Origin of the sequence: Pseudomonas sp. GM30 (assembly GCF_000282275.2) — a bacterium.
Classification (GTDB): Bacteria; Pseudomonadota; Gammaproteobacteria; order Pseudomonadales; family Pseudomonadaceae; genus Aquipseudomonas.
This window is the reverse complement of record NZ_AKJP02000022.1, coordinates 241,636-260,288: the sequence shown is the minus strand read 5'-3', so window position 1 is coordinate 260,288 and position 18,653 is coordinate 241,636. Positions and strand designations below refer to the sequence as shown.

Genomic DNA, 18,653 nt, shown 5'->3' with positions numbered 1-18,653 from the left:
AATTCGCGAGTGAGAGTCGCTCTTATAAGGGGTTGGCATTGCGCACCACAAGCGGAAAAACATGTAAGTGAATCTTACGATTGCAGAGGTACGTAGACGTCTGTCTGCCACTGATCCTGTGGGGTCTCGGGATAGACGCTCAGGTAATGGAAAAACAGCGGATGATCACGTAATTCCTCCCCGCTGGCCGGCAGCCAGTCGCGGTAGACGGGATAGATGGTTTCGCCAATGTGATCCGGTGAACCCACATGCCGCACCACCACGCAACGCCCCCCGGGAATCACCAGTTCCCCCACGCCGAACGTATTGGGTGCCACCGGCTCATCAATCTCGCCACAGATGACGAAGCGAAAATCCGCCGCCGCTGTGGTGTCGGGGTTGTTGTAGGGAATGCCGAAGGTGCGGCTCGAGGCCACGGGCGACTGCCCGCTATGCATGCGCCAGGCAATGAATGTCTGCACGCTTTGTTGAACCTGCGCCGGCGCGCCGCGGTGCTCAAGCGCGGCGACCCGTACGGTGGGGAAATCGACGATTCTGGTTTGCATGATGACGCTCCTGGAAAAGTGAGGGATGGCGAATACCGCATTCCAGATCTGCCAGTTCGGTTGCTTCCTGAAGGCGCTCGGCGTCATGCCGAAGTCGCGCCGAAATGCGCGGCTGAAGGCTTCCGGGCTCTCGAAACCGGCGTCGGACGCGGCGTCCAGTATCGAGTGATCCGGCTGCGCGGCCAGCCGATGGGCTGCCTTGCGCAAGCGCATCAGTTGCACGTAGCGCGACACCGGCACGCCAACGAACGCGCTGAATTGCCGATGGAAGTGAAACGCCGAAAAGTTCGCTACCTGACTCAACGTGTTCACTGACAGGTCGCCTTCGAGATGGGCGTCGATGTAGGCGAGTACGGCGTTGAAACGTCGGGTGTAGGCGAAGTGGGTCGGCAGTTCGGACACTGGGTAAAGACTCCTGGAAGTGCGGTCTGCTATAGCCTCGACGATTTCGGGGCAGGTGCGCCTAGCCGGGTTTGCTCAGCGTATCCAGCGGCGCCGACGGGGCATCTCACGCGTTGCCAGAAAAGTAGTCTTCAAACAGCATAACGCCCAAGGGGTTGGCGCGCTCTGTATGGATAGAGTGGCGTACTGCCTTGGGCGTGAATGTTTGGTATGAGATTTCGTTTGGCTCAACTGCTCTTCTGCAAGTTCTACGAATTTCCTAAACCTGCTTGAGCGACGCTGTCGCGCCTACTGCCTCCAGTTTTTTTTTCAGGGCCTCTGCATCAGTTTTCGAGAGTTCTTTTTCCACTGGTTTTGGAGCGCTATCCACGAGTTCTTTTGCCTCTTTCAGACCCAGACCGGTGCATTCTCGAATCATTTTTATGACCGCCACCTTTTGGCTTGCCTCAACAGGTTCAAGAATTACTGTGAAACGTGACTGATTCGAAATGTCGGAAGACGAGTCCGATGGGGCTGCGGCATTCGGTACCGTTTTCGTGGTTCCGAACTTCTCCTCTAGTGCGTCTGTTTGCAGTACGGAGTTTGGTGAGAGTGCGTCAAGAATATCTAATTTGGAAACCATGGGGCTTTCTCCTGTAATACAAAGTGAATTAAAAGCATCACTCCTTACCGGAGACTTGGCACCTGATAGAAATTACAGTTTTTCAGATTGTTTAATAATTACTTCTCAAGCCAAAAAAACTAAACATCGGCTTTAATAGGCCGGCTCCTTGCGCGCCGCCGCGAGGATTCATATCCACCAAGCGTCCCCTGTAGGAGCTGCCGCAGGCTGCGATCTTTTGATTCTGCTTTTGAAGGTCAACGTCAAAAGATCGCAGCCTGCGGCAGCTCCTACAGGGGAGGGGGGAGTCAGCGGCCGTGCGCTGCATCCGCCAGTTGGTGGGTGTCGACGCGTACGAACACTGAATCGCCAATTGCCGTCAGCACATCCCCGGCATACACCTCGCAGATCACCCGCGTCTTGCGCCCGACCTCGCCCTCGACCCTGGCGCGCAAGGTCAGGGTGACGCCCATGGGCGTGGGTTTGATGAACTTGAGGCCGAGGTTGCCGGTGACGCAGTCGATGCGCGGCAGGCTGCCTGGTTCGCGTTGTTCGTGGCGATAGTGGTAAGCCATCGCGGTCCAGTTTGAATGGCAGTCGACCAGCATCGCCAGCAGGCCGCCGTACACCAGGTCCGGCCAGCCGCAGTATTTGTCGTCCGGCAGATGATCGGCCATAACGTGCACGCCGTCCTCGTGCCAGTAGCTTTTGACGTGCAAGCCATGGGGGTTGCGGCCGCCGCAGCCGTAGCAGACGCCCTCGGGGGCGGCGAGGTCTTGCAGGGGCGTTTCGGAACGGGTCATGGGTCTGATCATCCTGAAGTGGTGAGCCCGGTCAGGCGCAGGCGGTTGCGGCCGCCGCGCTTGGATTCGTAGAGTGCGGCATCGCCTTGTTCGATCAGCGCCGCCAGACTGGCCGGCGGCTTGTTGAACAGGGTGGCGCCGATGCTCAGCGTCACCGGCTCGGCAGTGGGAAATGTCTGGATCGCAATGCGCTGAAACTGATCGCGCAGGGTGTCGCCCAGTCGGACGATCTGTTCACTGGGCGCGTTGCTCAGCAGAATGACAAATTCGTCACCGCCCAGACGTGCGGCCAGCCCACCCTCGGGAGACTCGGCGCGGATCATCTCGCTCAACGCCACCAGCAAACGGTCGCCGGCCGTGTGGCCGTAGTGGTCGTTGACCAGTTTGAAATTGTCGATATCGATCAGCAGCAGCGCTCCGGGTTGCTCTGCACAGACCTCCCGCAGCAGGCGAGGCGCACGCACTTCAAGGGCGCGGCGGTTGAAGAGGGCGGTCAGCGGGTCTCGGGCGGCCAGTCGGGCGATCTGCTCTTCGCGTCGATAGCGTTCGGTGCCGGTCATCGACAGCGCGATCAGCATGATCGCCATCGCACCCTCGACCAGCGAGATCTGGATGATTTCGCCACGGAACGCGGCCAGGTCGATCAGTGTGCCCGGGATCATCACCGTCATGGCTTTGGCCACATAGAAAATGCCGTGGCCCAACAGCACGTAGCGCAGTTGCACGGCGCCGACGCTCAGCGACTTGCCGTGTGGGCGCAACAGCAGACTGGCCTTGAGCGTCGAGGCGGCCACCAGCAGCGAGTTGGCGGCCAGCATGACTTTCGACCACAGCGGCCCGTCCGGCAATAACAGCATGACCAGCCAACTGACGAAGATCAGATACCAGGCTGGGGACAGGCGGATCTGCGTGAAGCGCGCCACCCCCAGCAGAAACAGAAAGTGCGCGGTCACCAGCAAGCCGTTGGCGAACCAGATGCCGATCAGCAGAAAACCGTTGCTGCGCAGCAAGGCCAGAGTGGAACCGATGGTGATCGTGGCGAAACCGGCGCTCCAGAACAGCAGCGAAGGCTCACGAATGCTGCGCCACTCGACCGCCAGGTACAGCGCGGCAGCAGCTGCGAGAGCGATCGAGATGGTCAGCATCGTTGGTGGGTCGAGCGGCATTTCTTGGGGAGCCTGTCTGAAGGTCGGTTAGACGGGCGATTGTAAGCGTTTGGGGGCGTTTTGGCAGGAGGTGCGGCATCTGCGCAGGCAGACGCCGCACGCAATCGTCACTGGCTGGCGTCCAGCACCACGCGGTAGCGCGCCTTGCCGCTACGCAGATGGTCGACCGCCTCGTTGACCTTGCTCATGGGAAACATCTCGACCTGCGGCAGAATCTGGTGCCGGGCGCAGAATTCGAGCATGGTCGCCATGGTGGCGGGCGAGCCGACCGGGGAGGCGGACAGGGATTTCTGCTGCGGGATCAGATCGAACACATGCACCGGAATCGCGCTGGGCACGATGCCGACGAAATGCAGCCGGCCATTGCCGCGCAGGGTGGCGAGCATCGCTGTCCAGTCGAGATCGGCGTTGGCGCTGATCAGCAAAAAGTCCAGGGTGCCGGCAATCGCTTTCAGCGCACTGCTGTCGGTCGAGGCCACGACGTTGTGCGCCCAGACGCCTGGCTTCGTCCTGCTTGTTCAGTGAAGAAGTAAACGCGGTGACTTCACAACCCCACGCATTGAGAAAGCGCAGCGCCAGATGACCGAGGCCGCCGATGCCGACAACGCCGACGCGGTCGGTGGGTTTGACACCAAACTGCAGCAGCGGGTTGAACACGGTGGAACCGGCGCAGAACAGCGGGCCGACCATCGCCGGATCAAGATTGGCGGGCACCGCAATCGCCCACGCCCAGTGCGAACGCACCCGATCGGCGAAACCGCCGTTGCTGCCGATGATGGTCGGTTGCGCAGTGCCGCACAGTTGTTGCGAGCCGCTGATGCAGGACGAGCAGTGCATGCAGCTGCCCTTGTACCAGCCGATGCCGACGCGCTGGCCGAGTTCGAGGCCGCGCACCTGCGGGCCCATGCGCACGATTTTGCCAACCACCTCGTGGCCCGGCACGAACGGGTAGCGGCTGATGCCCCAATCGTTATCGATCAGCGACTGATCGGAATGGCACACACCGCAGTATTCCACGGCGACCTCAACGTCCTCTTTGCCCAAGGGGCCGGGATCGTAGCTGTAGCGCTCCAACGGGGCGCCGGCGGCGGTGGCGGCCCAGCCGTTGAAAGTTGCAGGTTCGCTGTTGCTCATGGGGACACCTCCGGTTCGACTGACGGGACATTGGCAGCCCGGCAAGTCTAGTCGGTCATGTCGCGGGCGCGAGCCAGGTGTCGACAACCCGCCGATCCAGTTCTTCCCAATAAGCCATGCCCAGCACCCGGGTGGTGTTCAACCCGCGCAGATAACCGCGCAACTGGTTGGCGGTATCGCGCTTGAGCTGCGCGTCGGTGATGTCCTTGTCCAGCAACACGTTTTCGTACTGCACCAGGTATTCGGCCACCCGCTCGCGAAAGTCCTGCAAAACCGCGTCGCGGATCAGGTCAAAGGTTCTCAAATCGGCTTCCTCACTGTTGTTTTAGTCATTGGGGATGAGTGTGTACCCGTCTTTATCGTGCGCAACTATCGCTAGAAGTAATAGTGACCATCACGAAACGCAAGTTCAGCTTTGCAGGCAACAGGCGGAAAATTGCCCTCATTGAAAACGCAGCTCAAGGAAATTGCGCGATGAAGACCCTGACCCGACTGGCGCTGACCGCTCTGCTGATGAGCGGCATGGTAGCCACGGCACCGTCTTACGCCGACGACGCCTGTGCGTGTCATCTTCAGCCAATCGCCGGCAGTAGCGCGACTTTGCAGCATTCACAGACCGTGGGTGTGTTGTACAGCGAAAACACCCGCGAGAACCTGCAATACCTGACGCGCTACCACGACATGGCGCTGCACGGCGCCAAGGATGCCCTGGATTCGCGAATCCGCGCCGCCTTTGTCAGCAGCTCCGATCCGGAACTGGCGATCGACTGGCTGCTCAGCTCGTTGCAGCGGCAGTTCATGTCGGTGACTGTTTACGACAACCTCGATGCGCTGATTCTGGCGCATCCGGACATCGTGGTGAAACTGGACACCTTCAATCGCTTGCTGACTCAGCAGAACAGCCTGTACGAGGCGCATTTCATCGCGCGTTTCTACGATGCCGACCTGCAGTACATCGGCAAGGCCGAAGGCTCGGTGGAGAAACAGATTCCGGCGGTCTGGGTACACGACAAAGCGGCGCACGAGATTGCCGCGCAGATCGAGCAACAACGTGACCTGCAACTCAATGCCTTGAAGCAGTTCGATGCCTCGCTCAAGGCGCTGGTGGCTTCCAGCTGAACACTCAAAACCAAAAGGGCAGCGGCGGCGCCGAGACGCTGAACCGCTGCCAGTTGAACCGAACCTTTATTTTCAGGATTACCCCGATGCGTGCTTTGTTTGCCCCGACCCTGGCCGTTGCTTCCTTGCTGCTCGCCGGTTGCGCCTCCGCACCGAACGACCCGACGCTGACCTTGCACACCAGCAAGACCCCGGCGCAATACGCCGATTGCGTGGTGCCGAAGCTGCAGAAGAGCGCGCTGACCCCGACCGTCTCGCAAACCCAGCGCAGCTATCGGATCGTGGTGCCGAGCAAGGTTTCGGCAGACAACGTACTCGAGGCCTACAAGGCCGGCAACGGCGGCAAGGTGTTCATCTACGAGCGCCACTTGCTGGCCTCCAACTTCCTGCCTTCAAGCTTTGAACGCGCCGCCCAGGACTGCATCTGACCCGGCTGCGCAAACTGTTCTGACCGAGCTCCTTTGGTTGGCCGCAACCAACCAATCCTTTGCCCCGCACCTCATTCGGTTGCGGGGCTTTTTTTGTCTGACGTTTGCTGCTGTGGCGACGCCGACAATCGACCGCTCGCCCGGCGTCGTCGGCTTCTTGCACCGTCATATTGAAATATGGTTGTATGGTGCAACTAAATTTCAGCGGTGGTGTGTCATGAGTATCCCTACAGCCTTGATCGAAGAAATCCGTACAGCGTCGCGCACGATGGTGCGTGAATTCGGTTTCCTGCGCGCCACCCTGGCGGCGACCGACTATTCCGCCTCCGGCGTGCACGCATTGCTGGAAATCGAGGCCGGGGACGGCGTCAGCGCTGCACAACTGGCGCAAAGCCTTGGCCTGGAAAAATCCAGTGTCAGCCGCATGGTCGGCAAACTGATCAAGGCCGGGGAGATCGAGGAGCGTGCTGCCGAGGACGCCCGGGTCAAGCATCTGCACTTGACATCGCAGGGCCGGCAGACCGTCGCCGACATTCATGCCTACGGCCAGGCCCAAGTCAGCAAGGCACTGGACACGCTCAATCCGTCGCAGCAACAGAGCGTGGCGCAGGGCCTTTCAACCTACGCGCATGCGCTCAAGACCATCCGTCTGGGCGCCGACCAGCCACTCACGCCGAACCTGCACATCAGCGCCGGCTATCGCCCCGGGCTGATCGGCCGCGTGGTGCAAATGCATGCGGATTATTATTCGCGGCATTCCGGTTTCGGCGCGATCTTTGAAAGCCGTGTCGCCCGTGAAACGGCGGAGTTTGTCGGACGCCTCGATCAGCCCTGCAACCAGATCTGGGTAGCCACGCTTGATGAGCGCATCGTCGGCTCGATCGCAATCGACGGCCAGGATCTGGGCCACAATCAGGCGCATTTGCGCTGGTTCATCCTCGACGACGGCTGCCGCGGCAGTGGCGTCGGCCGGCAACTGCTGAGCGCGGCGGTGGAGTTTTGCGATCAACAGGGTTTTGATGCGATTCAGCTCTGGACCTTCAAGGGCCTCGACGCTGCGCGCCGACTGTACGAAGCGGCCGGGTTCGAATTGACCATGGAAGAGCAGGGCAGTCAGTGGGGCAGCGTGGTGACGGAGCAGCAGTTCACCCGAACAGCCGTCTCACGCTGAAGGATGATTCAGCGTCATCACGTAGGCACTGAACATGTCCGCCAGCCGGTCGGCGAAGGCCGTGATTTCCAGATCGCTGCGCGCAGTGCCGGAAAAGTCTTTGCCCACCGAACTGAGCGTGGTCAGGATCAGATCGCAGGCCGCGATGCGGGTTGGCTCATCGGATTCCGGCAGCAAATGCTGCATGAACGTGGCGAAGATCTGCCGTCCTGCAGCATGCACCTCGTGGGCCTCGGGCGCATCGCGATACAGCGGCGCCGCGTCGTTCAGTGCACCACGCATCTGCGCTTCTTCGCACTCCGAGCGGATGAACGCCTGCACCAGCGTGCGCAGGCGTGTCAGTGGCGGATGCTCGGGATTTTCCAGAATTCGCTGCAGCATCTGCGTGGTGTGCAGCCACTCATCGCTCTGAAGGCGGAACAGGATCGCCGCCTTGTTGGGGAAGTACTGGTACAGCGAGCCGATGCTCACACCCGCCTTTTCCGCGACCCGTGCGGTGGTGAATCGGGTTGCGCCATGCTCGGTCAAAACCTGAATAGCCGCCTGCAAAATCGCCGCGACCAAGTCAGCCGAGCGTGCCTGCTGCGGCTGTTTACGCGAGGAAATACGGGCGGTCTGACGATTGCTCATGGGCGGCTCGGGCCTCGGGGGAAACGCGAATAGCGGATCGAGTGAATCACTCGCATCATTTAAATGCGACGAATCACTCGCATCTTAATCCCCCATTGACGGAAAGCAATCATGACCACCCTGACTTCTGAACCATTGGCCAGCCTGATCGAACGCCTCTACAGCCAGGCCAGCGCCGCCACCAGCCCGGTGCTGGAAACGGTGTCCGGCACGGAGCGCGAGCGCCTGATGCACAGCAAGACCGAGTACCTGCAACTTTACGCCATGCTCAAGGACCTGTGGCTGCCAGTCTCGCGCGACACCGGCAAACTGCTGTACATGCTGGCGCGCAATACCAGGGCCAAAGCGATTGTCGAGTTCGGCACCTCGTTCGGCCTGTCCACTCTGCACCTGGCGGCGGCTCTGCGCGACAACGGTGGCGGCGTACTGATCGGCAGCGAATTCGAACCGTCGAAAATCGCCCTGGCCCGCCATCACTTCATCGAGGGCGGCGTCAGCGATCTGGTGGAAATCCGCGAAGGCGATGCGCTCGTCACACTCGCCAGCGACCTGCCGCCGTCAGTCGACTTGCTCCTGCTCGATGGGGCCAAGGCGTTGTACGGCGACGTGTTGCGGCTGGTGGAAAAACACCTGAAGCCTGGCGCACTGGTGGTGGCGGATAACACCAACTATTGCCCGGAATATCTGGCCCACGTGCGTGCGCCACAGAATGGTTACCTGTCGGTTCCGTTTGCGGATGACATCGAGCTGTCGATGCGACTGGGTGATTACGCGTAAGCCGCGAAAGGCCTTGCAGATCGCTATTGTTCCAGCCAGTCAGGCTACCTGCGCCTTGGCGCTGGCAATCGAAAACGCCTTCGGCAGGCTGGCGCCATTCTTCGCGGCCAGAATCTCGGCCATCACGCTGACCGCGATCTCCGCCGGTGTCTTGCTGCCAATGTAGATGCCGATCGGCCCGTGCAGCCGTTCGAGTGACGCCTGAGTCTCACCAAAATGCTCGATCAGACGTTCGCGGCGCAGCTGACTGTTGCGCCGCGAACCGATGGCGCCAATGTAAAACGCCGGGCTGTGCAGGGCTTCGAGCAGCGCCAGATCGTCGAGTCGCGGATCATGACTCAAGGCGACGATGCAGGTGCGCACATCGACCGCGAAGTCGCGGACCACGTCATCGGGCATGCCGATAATCCGCTCCACACCGTTCACCGCCCAGGTTTCGATGTATTCGGCACGTGGGTCGCACACCGCGACCTTGAAGCCGTTGAACAGCGCCATGGTCGCCAGATACTCGGCCAGCGCACCGGCACCGATCATCAGCAGCCGATACCCCGGCCCGAGGGTATTGAGCATCTGTTGGCCGTCGAAACCGAATTGCTCCGGGGTGGCCGTGGCTTGCAGTGTGACCTGACCGCTGTCCAGTGCCAGGCAGCGGCGCACCAGTTGCCCGGCATCCAGTTGCACCAGCAGTTCGTCGAGCACCTGCCACGACGGATTGAACTCGAGAATCAGCTCAAGCGTGCCGCCACAGGGCAAACCGAAACGATGCGCCTCGTCGGCGCTGACGCCGTAGCGCACCACTTCGGGCGCCGCGTCCTTCAGGCCGCTGCCGCCATGCGCGGTGGTGTAGCGATCGATCAGGTCGTCTTCGATGCAGCCGCCGGACACGCTGCCCACCACGCGACCGTCGTTACGCAAGGCCATCATCGAGCCTGTCGGGCGCGGCGAAGAACCCCATGTGCGCGCCACCGTGGCGAGCAACACTTGCTCGCCGGCGGCGAGCCAGTCCCGCGCGGTGCGCAGGACCAGCAAGTCGATGCTTTCCATCAAAGTTCCCCTAACGCATTTGCAGGATGATCGGGCTGCTGCTGGCCGGGCCCGTACGTTCACGCAGCTTGCTGACGGCCTGCGCGTCAACGCCGCCGCCCTGATTGCCCCAGGTGCTGCGCATGAAGCTCAGCACTTCGGCAATCTCTTGATCCGACAACTGCTCGCGAAAGGCCGGCATGCGATAGGCGTCCGGCACTCCGGCTGCCACCACCCGCTGCGAACCGTTGAGGGTGATGTTGATCGCCGAGGCGCTTTCCTTGGCCAGTGCCGAAGTGGCGCCGGCCAACGGCGGCATCCATTCCGACTGGCCCTTGCCGTCCAAACCGTGGCACGAAGCACAGCGCGTGACGTAGGTATGAGCACCGGGCGCGTCCAGACGTTCCGTTGCCGAAACCGCTTGGTACTGCCATGGCTGGCCGTCGCGCTGACGGTCCCCCGGCAACGACTTGAGATAACGGCAATTGCGGTGAGATCGTCATCGCTCATGAACTGCGTCGAGTTGTTGAACGCCTCGGTCATCGAGCCGTAAACCACTGCATGTTTGTTACGCCCGGTCTTGAGGAACTGCACGATCTCCGGTTCGCTCCAGCGGCCCAGGCCGGTGTTGTGATCATCACGCAGGCTCGGTGCGTACCAGCCATCGAGCAAGGCGCCGGCGAGGTACGGCGTGGCGGACTCATCCAGAGCCTTCTCATTGAACGCCAGACCGCGCGGCGTATGGCAACTGCCGCAGTGTCCTGCGCCTTGAACGAGATAAGCGCCGCGATTCCACACGGCATCCTGCGACGGTTTGGCCACGTAAGGTTCGGTATCGACGAAGACACCGTTCCACAGCGCAATCGGCCAGCGCAGGTTCAACGGGAAAGGTATCGCACTCGGGATATTCGCCTGCTTGACTGGTGCCACGCCTTTCATGAAGAACGCGTACAGCGCTCGCACATCGTCGTCACTGAGCTCGGCGTAGGACGGGTAGGGCATCGCCGGGTACAGACGACGGCTGTCGGGTGCCACGCCGTGGCGCACCGCACGGTCGAAGTCCGCGAGGCTGTAGCGACCGATGCCGGTTTCCGGCTCCGGGGTGATGTTGGTCGCGTGGATCGCGCCCAGTGGTGTGGCCATTTCCAGACCGCCAGCGAACGGCGCACCGCCCGGCACGCTGTGGCATGCCACGCAATCGCTGAGGCGGGCGACGTATTCGCCACGCGCGACCAGCGCCGGGTCGATATCGGCCACGGCGGTGTGGTTATTTTCAAGGCGCGAGACAGGCTCGCGGGTGACATACCAGGCCAGCAGGCCTGCCGCGACCAGGCACGGCACTGCCAGCCAGCCAGCGGTTCTTGCGAATCGGCGGTTATTCATGGACGCTCCGGCGCTGATCAAGAGAAGGTGTGGCGGCTCATGGGCAGGCTGCGCACCCGTTGCCCGGTCAGCGTTGCCACCGCATTGGCGACGGCGGGCGCGACAGAGGGCAACGGTGGTTCACCGATGCCGCCCATTTTTTCCCCGCTCTCGACCACACGCACGTGGACCCGGGCCATCCGTGAAGGTGGCAGAATCGGATACAAGTCGTAATTGCGCGCGCGCGGCTTGCCATCAATCCACACAGCTTCCTCCACCAGCGTCTGCGAGAGGCCCAGCGCCACCGCGCCATTGACCTGCGCTTCGACAATCGCCGGATTGACGATGCTGCCGGGGTCGATCGCCTGCCAGATGTCGTGCACCTTGACCTGACCGTGCTCGATAGAGACCTCGGCGATCACAGCGGTCTGAGTGCCGAACGGTGACGCCATTGCCACGCCTCGTGCGCGTTTGCTGCCGTCGGCGGCGGTAAACGGCCCGCGCTTCCAGCCACCCGACAGCTCGCCCACTGCCTGCAGCAGCGTGGTCAGTCGCGGGTTGTCACGCAGCAGATGCAGGCGCAATTCGAACGGGTCCTTGCCGCCCTTGTCGGCCAGTTCGTCTAGGAACGACTCATAGAAAAAGTCGTTGAGCGAATTGCCCACCGAACGCCAGTAACCGAGCATTGCCGGGCCTTTGGCGTAGATCTGCGCGATGCGCTTGTTGGGGATCGCGTAGGACTTGCCCGACAAGCCTTCAAGCGCCGTCGGGTCGAGCTTTTCTCCCTGCTTGCCGGCCAGCGCCTCGGTCGGGCCTTCGGTGGCGCTGATCGCTTCGATTGCCAGCGGCCAGCCGTCGTTGTCCAACGCGGCGCGGAAATTCACCGCGGCTACAGGACGCAGCACGTCACGCAGGAACTCTTCCTCGCGGCTCCAGATCAGTTTGACCGGGCGACCAACCGCTTTCGATAACTCGATCGCCTGAGGGTAGGGACTGGCGGCATCGTAGAGGAAATGCCGACCGAAGAACCCCCCGAGCAATGGCGAATGCAAGGTGATGCGCGACGGGTCCAGCCCGGTGCGTTTGGCGATGTCCGCTCGGAACATGTCCGGCGCCTGATTCGGCAGCCAGACTTCCAGCGAACCGTCGGGATTGAATCGGGCCAGCGCCGACGGCGGCTCCAACTGGCCGTGGTTCAGGTACTGGTTGTGGTAAGTGGCGTCAATCCGGGTCTTGGCGCTGGCCAGAACTGCAGCCACGTCGCCCTCATTTTCATCATCCCTGGCCGGGCCTTTGTCGTCAGCCAGGCGCTTGAGCCAGGCGTCGCTGGAAAAATCCGCGGGCATCGAGCGTACCTGGCTGTCGGCCGTGGGTTCCTGCCAGTCGACCTGTATTGCTTCCACTGCACGTTTGGCGTGCCACCAACGCTCGGCGACCACCGCCACGGCCCCCGGCAGGCGATGCACGGAATGCACGCCTTTCATCGCCTTGACCTGTTCTTCGTTGCGCAGGTTGCCCACGGTCATGCCCAAACGCGGGGCATGTTGAACGGCAGCATGCAGCATGTCGTCGACCGTCAGGTCGATGCTGTACAGCGCCTTGCCCGTGGACTTGTCGTAGGCATCGACGCGCTTCACCGGTTTGCCGATCCAGCGGAACTGGCTCGGATCACGCAGCTGCACCGAGGCCGGATCGGGCACCGGCAGATCCATGGCGTGCTCGGCCAGTTCGCCGTAGGCCAGCGAGCGGCCCGACCTGGCGTGCACGACTTTGCCGGGTTCGGTGCTCAGTTCGCTGACCGGCACCCCAAGCTGCTGCGCACCGGCCTGCAGCAGCATGGCGCGGGCGAGGGCGCCGAGGCGGCGCATCACCGGGTAACTCATGCGCACCGACATGCTGCCGCCGGTGATGCGCATACCGTTTTCCATCACTACATAGGCTTCGCCGGGCGGCGCGGCTTCGACCAGGAATGTCGACGGGTCGGCATCCAGCTCTTCACCGACGATCTGCGCCATCGCGGTGAACGTACCTTGCCCGCCTTCCATGAACGGGCAGAGCAGGCGCACGCGGTTGTCCGGGCGGATTTCCAGAAACGCCGGCACCTGCGTGCCACGCTCGGCAGTCGCGGCCGCCACTGCCGCTTGCACGCGAGTCGCACCCAGCGGCAGGCCGAAACCGAGCACCAGTGCGCCGACGGCGGTGCCGGCCAGGAAACGTCTGCGCGACACGTTGATTGGTTCGTGCAGAGCCAGTGCTGAGGCTTCCTGAGCAGGATCGATACGCACGTTCATCAGGCGTCTCCCTTGCCGGCCAGCTCATGCACGGCGGCATGAATGGCGTTGTACGTGCCGCAACGGCACAGATTGACCATCGCCGCCTCGATCTGCGCGTCACTCGGTTTTGGGTTTTGCTTGAGCAGCGCCGTGGCAGCCATCACTTGGCCGGACTGGCAGTAGCCGCACTGGGCGACCTGCAGATCAACCCAGGTCGAGACCACGCGTTTGCCGACGTCATCGGCCTCGATCGCCTCAATGGTGGTGACCTCACGGCCGACCACACCGGCCACCGGCGTGACGCACGAGCGCACCACGTTGCCGTCCACCAGCACGGAGCAGGCACCGCACTGCGCCAGTCCACAGCCGTACTTGGTGCCGGTCATGCCTAGGTCATCGCGGATCACCCACAGCAGGGGCGTATCGGCGTCGGTATCGACCTGATAGGTTTTCTGGTTGATTCGTAGTTCCATGGTTCACCCGCTCGATCATCGGTTGACGTGCATTTTTATAAGCGGTGAAACGCTGCGTGGCGCCTCACCGGTAACGCGTGTTCTTTGCTCAACTGGCCGCGTTGCCCAGCGCTTCTGCCGCGAAGGGGTCGCCACGCAGCAGCGCGATGTCACGACTGGGTGCGGTGCCGTACAGGCGTGCGTATTCGCGGCTGAACTGCGAGGGACTTTCATAGCCGACCGCAAACGCCGCTCGCGAAACGTCCAGACGCTCCATCAGCATCAGCCGGCGGGCCTCGTTCAATCGCAGCCATTTCTGGTACTGCAGCGGGCTCATGCCGGTGAGTTGGCGGAAGTGATGGTGAAAGGTCGGTGCGCTCATCTGCACCCGCGCCGCCAGCTCATCGATGCGCAACGCCGCGGTGTAGTTGACCTTGAGCCAGTCGATGGCTTTGGCGATGCGATAACCCTGGCCATCGACGGCCGTGATCTGCCGCAGCCGCGCGCCTTGATCGGTATGGAGCAGCCGATAGTGGATTTCCCGCAGCACCAGCGGCGCCAACACCGGGATCGCCTCAGGCTCGTCAAGCAATGCCAGCAGGCGCTCAAGCGCGCCTTCCAGCGCGCACGACAGGCTTCCAATACCAGCCCCGGTGTTCATCGACGGCTGCCGTTTCGCAGGCAAGCCACCTTTGCTGAGGATCTCGGCGAGCATGCCGACATCCAGTTTCAGGACCAGCCCGACGCAGGGCTGTTCGGGGCTGGCAAGCATCACTTCGGAATTGGCGGGCAGATCCAGCGAGGTGACCAGAAACCGCAAAGGGTCGTAGCGGTAACCCTCACCGCCGACCCATAAGCGCTTTTCCCCACGACCTACCAGAATCAGGCTCGGCTCGATCATGCACACGCTCGGTGGCGCCGGCTGATCGCGACGAAACAGCGACAGGCCGGGTATCGACGTGGCGAAGTCACCCGGCACACTCACGCGCGGGTCAATGTTCAACGCCAAAGGTGATTCGTGGCGCGCGGGGGTAGGGATCATGTCGGGTCGCTCCTGTTGATCGAACTCTAGTCCGCCCAGCAGAGGTTTCCTATATACCGCCCTGCAACCTCAGAGGATCAGGCAAGCATTCAAGAGGAATGCACTAGGGCAGAGGTGAATCGACCGGGAGAATGTGTCAAACCATTACAGGAGAGCCACCATGCAAGTCTTCGCTTATGGCGCCCATGCGGGCGACAAACCGCTTGAACCTCTGCGCATCACCCGTCGCGATCCCGGCCCGGAAGACGTGCAGATCGAGATTGCCTATTGCGGTATCTGCCACTCTGACCTGCACCAGGTGCGGGCCGAATGGGAGGGCACACAATATCCTTGCGTGCCCGGTCACGAGATCGTCGGTCGGGTCACCGCCGTAGGCCAACAGGTCAGCGGCTTCGCTCCGGGTGATCTGGTCGGCGTCGGCTGCATTGTCGACAGCTGCAAGCATTGCGAGGAGTGTGCCGAAGGCCTCGAAAACTACTGCGACGGCATGATCGGCACCTACAATTTTCCGACCCCGGACGCCCCCGGCTGGACCCTCGGCGGCTACTCGCAAGCGATCGTCGTGCATCAGCGCTACGCCCTGCGCATTCGCCACCCCAAGGCTCAACTGGCTGCCGTGGCGCCGCTGCTGTGCGCGGGCATCACCACCTGGTCGCCGCTGCGGCACTGGAACGCCGGCCCCGGCAAGAAAGTCGGCGTGGTGGGCATCGGTGGTCTGGGCCACATGGGGATCAAACTGGCGCACGCGTTGGGCGCGCACGTCGTGGCGTTCACCACGTCCGAATCGAAACGCGAGGCCGCGAAAAGCCTTGGCGCCGATGAAGTGGTGGTTTCAAGCGATGCGCAGCAAATGGCCGCGCACCTGAAAAGCTTCGACCTGATCATCAACACCGTGGCCGCCCCCCACGACCTCGACGCTTTGCTGGTGCTGCTCAAGCGTGACGGCGCGATGACACTGGTGGGCGCTCCGGCGTCGCCGCATCCATCGCCGAACGTGTTCAACCTGATCATGAAGCGTCGCACCCTGGCGGGATCGATGATCGGCGGCATCCCGGAAACCCAGGAGATGCTCGATTTCTGTGCCGAACACGGCATCGTCTCGGACATCGAGCTGATCCGTGCCGAGCAGATCAATGAGGCGTACGAGCGCATGCTCAAAGGTGACGTCAAATACCGTTTCGTGATCGACAACGCGACGCTGGCACCGTGAAAAACAGTGCGTCCGGGCAATCGCCCGGACGCCTCTCGCAATACAGGTAGTTCCAATGACTTCCCTTTCTACAGAACAACGCGGCTGGAGCGCGGTGCTGGCCATGTCGTTGGCCGCCTTCGCGCTGGTCGCTTCAGAATTCATGCCGGTCAGCCTGCTGACGCCGATTGCCGCCGATCTGCACATCAGCGAAGGCCAGGCCGGGCAGGGGATTTCCGTGTCCGGTGCATTCGCCCTGGTGACCAGCCTGGTGATTGCAGCGGTCGCCGCGCGTGTCGAGCGCAAGAAGCTGTTGCTGGGGCTGACCTTGCTGATGATCGTCTCGGGGACGGTGGTCGCGTTCGCGCCGGGCTACCCCTCGTTCATGTTAGGGCGGGCCTTGATCGGCATCGCCATTGGCGGTTTCTGGTCGTTGTCGGCGGCGACTGCGATGCGTCTGGTGCCGCCTGATCAAGTATCCCGGGCGCTGGCGATCGTCAACGGCGGCAACGCACTGGCGACGGTCATCGCCGCTCCGGCGGGAAGCTTCCTCGGCTCGCTGATAGGCTGGCGCGGCGCGTTCTTCTGTGTGGTTCCGGTCGCCGCGCTGGCGGCCGTGTGGCTGCTGATCAGCCTGCCGTCCTTCAAGCACGAGCGTCAGGCCGGTAGCGGCAATGCCCTGCGGTTGATGAAGCAATGGCCGGTCGCTTTGGGGATGATCGCTGTCAGCGTATTTTTCATGGGGCAGTTCATGCTGTTCACCTACCTGCGGCCCTTTCTGGAGGGGGTCACCGGGGGCAGCGTTGCAACCCTGTCGTTGATGCTGCTGGGGCTGGGGCTTGCCGGCCTCATCGGGACCTTTATGATCGAAAGATTCCTCGACACTGGCCTGTACCGCACGCTGACGGTTATCCCGTTGATAATGGCGGTCATTGCGCTGGCGCTGGTCAACTTCGGTGCCTCGCCGCTGCTGACCGCAGTACTGCTCGGTCTGTGGGGGCTGGTCGCCACGGCGGCTCCTGTTGGATGGTGGACCTGGCTGGCACAGACCCTCCCGGACGATGCCGAAGCCGGCGGAGGGCTGCTCGTGGCCATCGTGCAACTGGCTATCGCAGCAGGGGCAATAGTCGGTGGCCTGGCATTTGATCTGAGCGGTTATCAAGCCACCTTCGAGCTGAGCGCGGCGGTGTTGGTGGTGGCGTCTGTGCTCGCCTGGCTTGCCGGTCGCAGTGCTGAGCAAGTGCATCTGGTCGAGTCGAACGTGATCGGTTGAGAGAAGTGAGAGAGTGATCGTTGAGCGGGCAGCTCGGCTCCAGCAACGGATTTGCAAATGACACCAAGTGTCATATAGTCTTTCGCGCATCACTCTCTCAGCCGCACACCAAGGATTTTCAATGAACGTTCATTTCGTCGTCCACGAAGCATTCGAATCACCTGGCGCCTATGAGACCTGGGTGCGCGAGCGTGGCCATGAAGCGAGTTATTCGCGCGTTCATGCGTTTGAAGCCTTGCCCGCGAGCGTCGAGAACATCGACCTGCTGGTGGTATTGGGCGGTCCACAATCGCCGGCGACGAGCAAAGACGAATGCCCGCACTTTGACGCGGTCGCCGAGCGCGACCTGATCGTTCGAGCGATCAACGCGAACAAGGCAGTGGTCGGCGTTTGCCTGGGCGCGCAATTGCTCGGCGAAGCTCTGGGTGCTGCGCATGGCCACAGTCCGGAAAAGGAGATCGGCAATTTCCCGATCACCTTGACCGAGGCAGGCAAGGGCAATGCCAAGGTGGCGCACTTCGGCGATGTACTCGAAGTCGGGCATTGGCACAACGACATGCCGGGGCTGACGGCGCAGGCGAAGGTCCTCGCCGTCAGTGAGGGCTGCCCGCGTCAGATAATCGAATACGGCGATCTGGTCTACGGTTTCCAGTGCCACATGGAGTTCACGGCGGAGGTCGTGGAGCGCTTGATTGCCGCGTCCGGTGATGAGTTGGCGGCGGCGGTGGATCGTCGTTTCGTTCAGCAGCCGGCGGCACTTCGCACCAACGCGTATGAGCAGATGAACCTGAAACTGTTCGAGTTCCTCGACAAGCTGATGGCGCAGTATCAGCAGCAACGCAAGGGCTAGGAATACCGCGCCAGACGCTCACGCCAGTTGCCTCCGTGCGTGCGTTGGCATTCCTCCTCGGAGTCGAAACGCACGTTGCGCTCTGAAGGGGACAGATCGATATCGGCCTCCTTTAGCGCAGTGGCCGTCAGTTCGAAGAGACGTGCCTTGGCGTCAGTCAGGGCGAGGTTTTTGTCGGCTTCAGTGTCGAACACCCAGATGACGTTCAGGGTTGCCGCCAGTGCGTTCAGGTCAGCGGTGTGGGTCAGCCAGGTGAAGCCTTTGATTTCGCTTTTTGCGGTTTCACACGCGTCGGTGAGCGTGGCAATCAAGCGCCGCTCGATCCGCGCCAGTTCACGTTTTCCAGGGGGCATTGCAGATCCTTTGACGACAGTGGTGGTGTGGTCTCACTGTAATTGCTGAGGTTCAAAAAT

The 18,653-nt window shown here is 62.0% G+C and carries 18 protein-coding genes and 2 pseudogenes; 7 read left to right on the top strand and 13 right to left on the bottom strand.

Translation table 11 applies throughout. The features are described from left to right. Window positions 1-74: 74 nt before the first annotated feature. The 6 genes and pseudogenes from PMI25_RS14505 to PMI25_RS14480 form a co-directional block, all read right to left on the bottom strand. A complete protein-coding gene (locus tag PMI25_RS14505) occupies window positions 75-947 on the bottom strand; it encodes an AraC family transcriptional regulator (RefSeq protein ID WP_007969200.1) in 873 nt (290 codons plus the stop codon). A 259-nt stretch (window positions 948-1,206) separates the two neighbouring features. Continuing rightward, complete coding sequence (rplL, locus tag PMI25_RS14500) at window positions 1,207-1,569, bottom strand: 50S ribosomal protein L7/L12 (RefSeq protein WP_007969197.1); 363 nt, start codon at window positions 1,567-1,569, stop codon at window positions 1,207-1,209. A gap of 287 nt (window positions 1,570-1,856) precedes the next feature. Then, complete coding sequence (locus PMI25_RS14495) at window positions 1,857-2,351, bottom strand: PaaI family thioesterase (protein WP_007960537.1); 495 nt, start codon at window positions 2,349-2,351, stop codon at window positions 1,857-1,859. Window positions 2,352-2,359: 8 nt separating this feature from the next. After that, window positions 2,360-3,517 (bottom strand): GGDEF domain-containing protein, encoded by a 1,158-nt coding sequence (locus tag PMI25_RS14490; RefSeq protein WP_007960535.1) that lies wholly within the window; start codon window positions 3,515-3,517, stop codon window positions 2,360-2,362. A 107-nt stretch (window positions 3,518-3,624) separates the two neighbouring features. Further along, window positions 3,625-4,651 (bottom strand): annotated as a pseudogene (ahr, locus tag PMI25_RS14485) (NADPH-dependent aldehyde reductase Ahr). A gap of 55 nt (window positions 4,652-4,706) precedes the next feature. Continuing rightward, a complete protein-coding gene (locus PMI25_RS14480) occupies window positions 4,707-4,955 on the bottom strand; it encodes a hypothetical protein (protein WP_007960531.1) in 249 nt (82 codons plus the stop codon). A 170-nt stretch (window positions 4,956-5,125) separates the two neighbouring features. Between PMI25_RS14480 and PMI25_RS14475 the strand changes: the two genes are divergently transcribed. The 3 genes from PMI25_RS14475 (at window position 5,126) to PMI25_RS14465 (ending at window position 7,369) form a co-directional block, all read left to right on the top strand. Continuing rightward, the gene (locus PMI25_RS14475; protein WP_007960530.1) at window positions 5,126-5,770 is read left to right on the top strand and encodes a hypothetical protein; all 645 of its coding nucleotides are present in this window, start codon (window positions 5,126-5,128) and stop codon (window positions 5,768-5,770) included. Window positions 5,771-5,856: 86 nt separating this feature from the next. After that, window positions 5,857-6,198 carry a hypothetical protein gene (locus tag PMI25_RS14470; RefSeq protein WP_007960529.1) on the top strand — a complete coding sequence of 114 codons (342 nt, stop codon included), beginning with the start codon at window positions 5,857-5,859 and terminating at the stop codon, window positions 6,196-6,198. Window positions 6,199-6,415: 217 nt separating this feature from the next. Next, entirely contained in the window at window positions 6,416-7,369 is a 954-nt protein-coding gene (locus tag PMI25_RS14465) for a bifunctional helix-turn-helix transcriptional regulator/GNAT family N-acetyltransferase (RefSeq protein ID WP_007960528.1), read from the top strand. On the opposite strand, the gene PMI25_RS14460 is transcribed toward PMI25_RS14465, so the two are convergent. Next, window positions 7,361-7,999: a TetR family transcriptional regulator gene (locus PMI25_RS14460; protein WP_007960527.1), complete on the bottom strand. Its 639-nt coding sequence runs from the start codon at window positions 7,997-7,999 to the stop codon at window positions 7,361-7,363. The genes PMI25_RS14465 and PMI25_RS14460 overlap by 9 nt on opposite strands. Window positions 8,000-8,110: 111 nt before the next feature. Here PMI25_RS14460 and PMI25_RS14455 point away from each other — a divergent pair, with 111 nt between their 5' ends. Beyond that, window positions 8,111-8,776, top strand: coding sequence for an O-methyltransferase (locus PMI25_RS14455; protein ID WP_007960526.1), 666 nt, complete (start codon window positions 8,111-8,113; stop codon window positions 8,774-8,776). A gap of 39 nt (window positions 8,777-8,815) precedes the next feature. Here the strand turns inward: PMI25_RS14455 and PMI25_RS14450 are convergent, their stop codons facing one another. The 5 genes and pseudogenes from PMI25_RS14450 to PMI25_RS14430 form a co-directional block, all read right to left on the bottom strand. Then, entirely contained in the window at window positions 8,816-9,820 is a 1,005-nt protein-coding gene (locus PMI25_RS14450; RefSeq protein ID WP_007960522.1) for an XdhC family protein, read from the bottom strand. Window positions 9,821-9,830: 10 nt separating this feature from the next. After that, window positions 9,831-11,182: pseudogene (locus tag PMI25_RS14445) on the bottom strand (c-type cytochrome). 17 nt (window positions 11,183-11,199) lie between these two features. Beyond that, entirely contained in the window at window positions 11,200-13,452 is a 2,253-nt protein-coding gene (locus tag PMI25_RS14440) for a xanthine dehydrogenase family protein molybdopterin-binding subunit (RefSeq protein ID WP_007960518.1), read from the bottom strand. Continuing rightward, window positions 13,452-13,907: a (2Fe-2S)-binding protein gene (locus PMI25_RS14435; RefSeq protein ID WP_007960517.1), complete on the bottom strand. Its 456-nt coding sequence runs from the start codon at window positions 13,905-13,907 to the stop codon at window positions 13,452-13,454. The genes PMI25_RS14440 and PMI25_RS14435 overlap by 1 nt, the downstream gene beginning before the upstream one ends. Before the next feature lie 88 nt (window positions 13,908-13,995). Then, window positions 13,996-14,928 carry an AraC family transcriptional regulator gene (locus PMI25_RS14430; RefSeq protein WP_007960516.1) on the bottom strand — a complete coding sequence of 311 codons (933 nt, stop codon included), beginning with the start codon at window positions 14,926-14,928 and terminating at the stop codon, window positions 13,996-13,998. 160 nt (window positions 14,929-15,088) lie between these two features. Between PMI25_RS14430 and PMI25_RS14425 the strand changes: the two genes are divergently transcribed. From PMI25_RS14425 to PMI25_RS14415, 3 genes are all read left to right on the top strand, one after another. Continuing rightward, window positions 15,089-16,138 (top strand): NAD(P)-dependent alcohol dehydrogenase, encoded by a 1,050-nt coding sequence (locus tag PMI25_RS14425; RefSeq protein WP_007960515.1) that lies wholly within the window; start codon window positions 15,089-15,091, stop codon window positions 16,136-16,138. A 55-nt stretch (window positions 16,139-16,193) separates the two neighbouring features. Next, on the top strand, window positions 16,194-17,390 hold the full coding sequence (locus tag PMI25_RS14420; protein ID WP_007960509.1) for an MFS transporter: 1,197 nt from the start codon (window positions 16,194-16,196) through the stop codon (window positions 17,388-17,390). A 121-nt stretch (window positions 17,391-17,511) separates the two neighbouring features. Beyond that, window positions 17,512-18,240, top strand: a complete 729-nt coding sequence (locus PMI25_RS14415; RefSeq protein ID WP_007960507.1) for a type 1 glutamine amidotransferase — start codon at window positions 17,512-17,514, stop codon at window positions 18,238-18,240. Here PMI25_RS14415 and PMI25_RS14410 read toward each other — a convergent pair. Continuing rightward, window positions 18,237-18,593, bottom strand: a complete 357-nt coding sequence (locus PMI25_RS14410) for a hypothetical protein (protein ID WP_007960501.1) — start codon at window positions 18,591-18,593, stop codon at window positions 18,237-18,239. The genes PMI25_RS14415 and PMI25_RS14410 overlap by 4 nt on opposite strands. Window positions 18,594-18,653: the final 60 nt, after the last annotated feature.

What these genes read in the sequence shown, in the direction of transcription:
- rplL (WP_007969197.1), bottom strand. Translation starts at nt 1,569, where the DNA reads ATGGTTTCCAAATTAGATATTCTTGACGCACTCTCACCAAACTCCGTA.
- PMI25_RS14495 (WP_007960537.1), bottom strand. Translation starts at nt 2,351, where the DNA reads ATGACCCGTTCCGAAACGCCCCTGCAAGACCTCGCCGCCCCCGAGGGC.
- PMI25_RS14490 (WP_007960535.1), bottom strand. Translation starts at nt 3,517, where the DNA reads ATGCCGCTCGACCCACCAACGATGCTGACCATCTCGATCGCTCTCGCA.
- PMI25_RS14475 (WP_007960530.1), top strand. Translation starts at nt 5,126, where the DNA reads ATGAAGACCCTGACCCGACTGGCGCTGACCGCTCTGCTGATGAGCGGC.
- PMI25_RS14470 (WP_007960529.1), top strand. Translation starts at nt 5,857, where the DNA reads ATGCGTGCTTTGTTTGCCCCGACCCTGGCCGTTGCTTCCTTGCTGCTC.
- PMI25_RS14465 (WP_007960528.1), top strand. Translation starts at nt 6,416, where the DNA reads ATGAGTATCCCTACAGCCTTGATCGAAGAAATCCGTACAGCGTCGCGC.
- PMI25_RS14460 (WP_007960527.1), bottom strand. Translation starts at nt 7,999, where the DNA reads ATGAGCAATCGTCAGACCGCCCGTATTTCCTCGCGTAAACAGCCGCAG.
- PMI25_RS14455 (WP_007960526.1), top strand. Translation starts at nt 8,111, where the DNA reads ATGACCACCCTGACTTCTGAACCATTGGCCAGCCTGATCGAACGCCTC.
- PMI25_RS14450 (WP_007960522.1), bottom strand. Translation starts at nt 9,820, where the DNA reads ATGGAAAGCATCGACTTGCTGGTCCTGCGCACCGCGCGGGACTGGCTC.
- PMI25_RS14440 (WP_007960518.1), bottom strand. Translation starts at nt 13,452, where the DNA reads ATGAACGTGCGTATCGATCCTGCTCAGGAAGCCTCAGCACTGGCTCTG.
- PMI25_RS14435 (WP_007960517.1), bottom strand. Translation starts at nt 13,907, where the DNA reads ATGGAACTACGAATCAACCAGAAAACCTATCAGGTCGATACCGACGCC.
- PMI25_RS14430 (WP_007960516.1), bottom strand. Translation starts at nt 14,928, where the DNA reads ATGATCCCTACCCCCGCGCGCCACGAATCACCTTTGGCGTTGAACATT.
- PMI25_RS14425 (WP_007960515.1), top strand. Translation starts at nt 15,089, where the DNA reads ATGCAAGTCTTCGCTTATGGCGCCCATGCGGGCGACAAACCGCTTGAA.
- PMI25_RS14420 (WP_007960509.1), top strand. Translation starts at nt 16,194, where the DNA reads ATGACTTCCCTTTCTACAGAACAACGCGGCTGGAGCGCGGTGCTGGCC.
- PMI25_RS14415 (WP_007960507.1), top strand. Translation starts at nt 17,512, where the DNA reads ATGAACGTTCATTTCGTCGTCCACGAAGCATTCGAATCACCTGGCGCC.
- PMI25_RS14410 (WP_007960501.1), bottom strand. Translation starts at nt 18,593, where the DNA reads ATGCCCCCTGGAAAACGTGAACTGGCGCGGATCGAGCGGCGCTTGATT.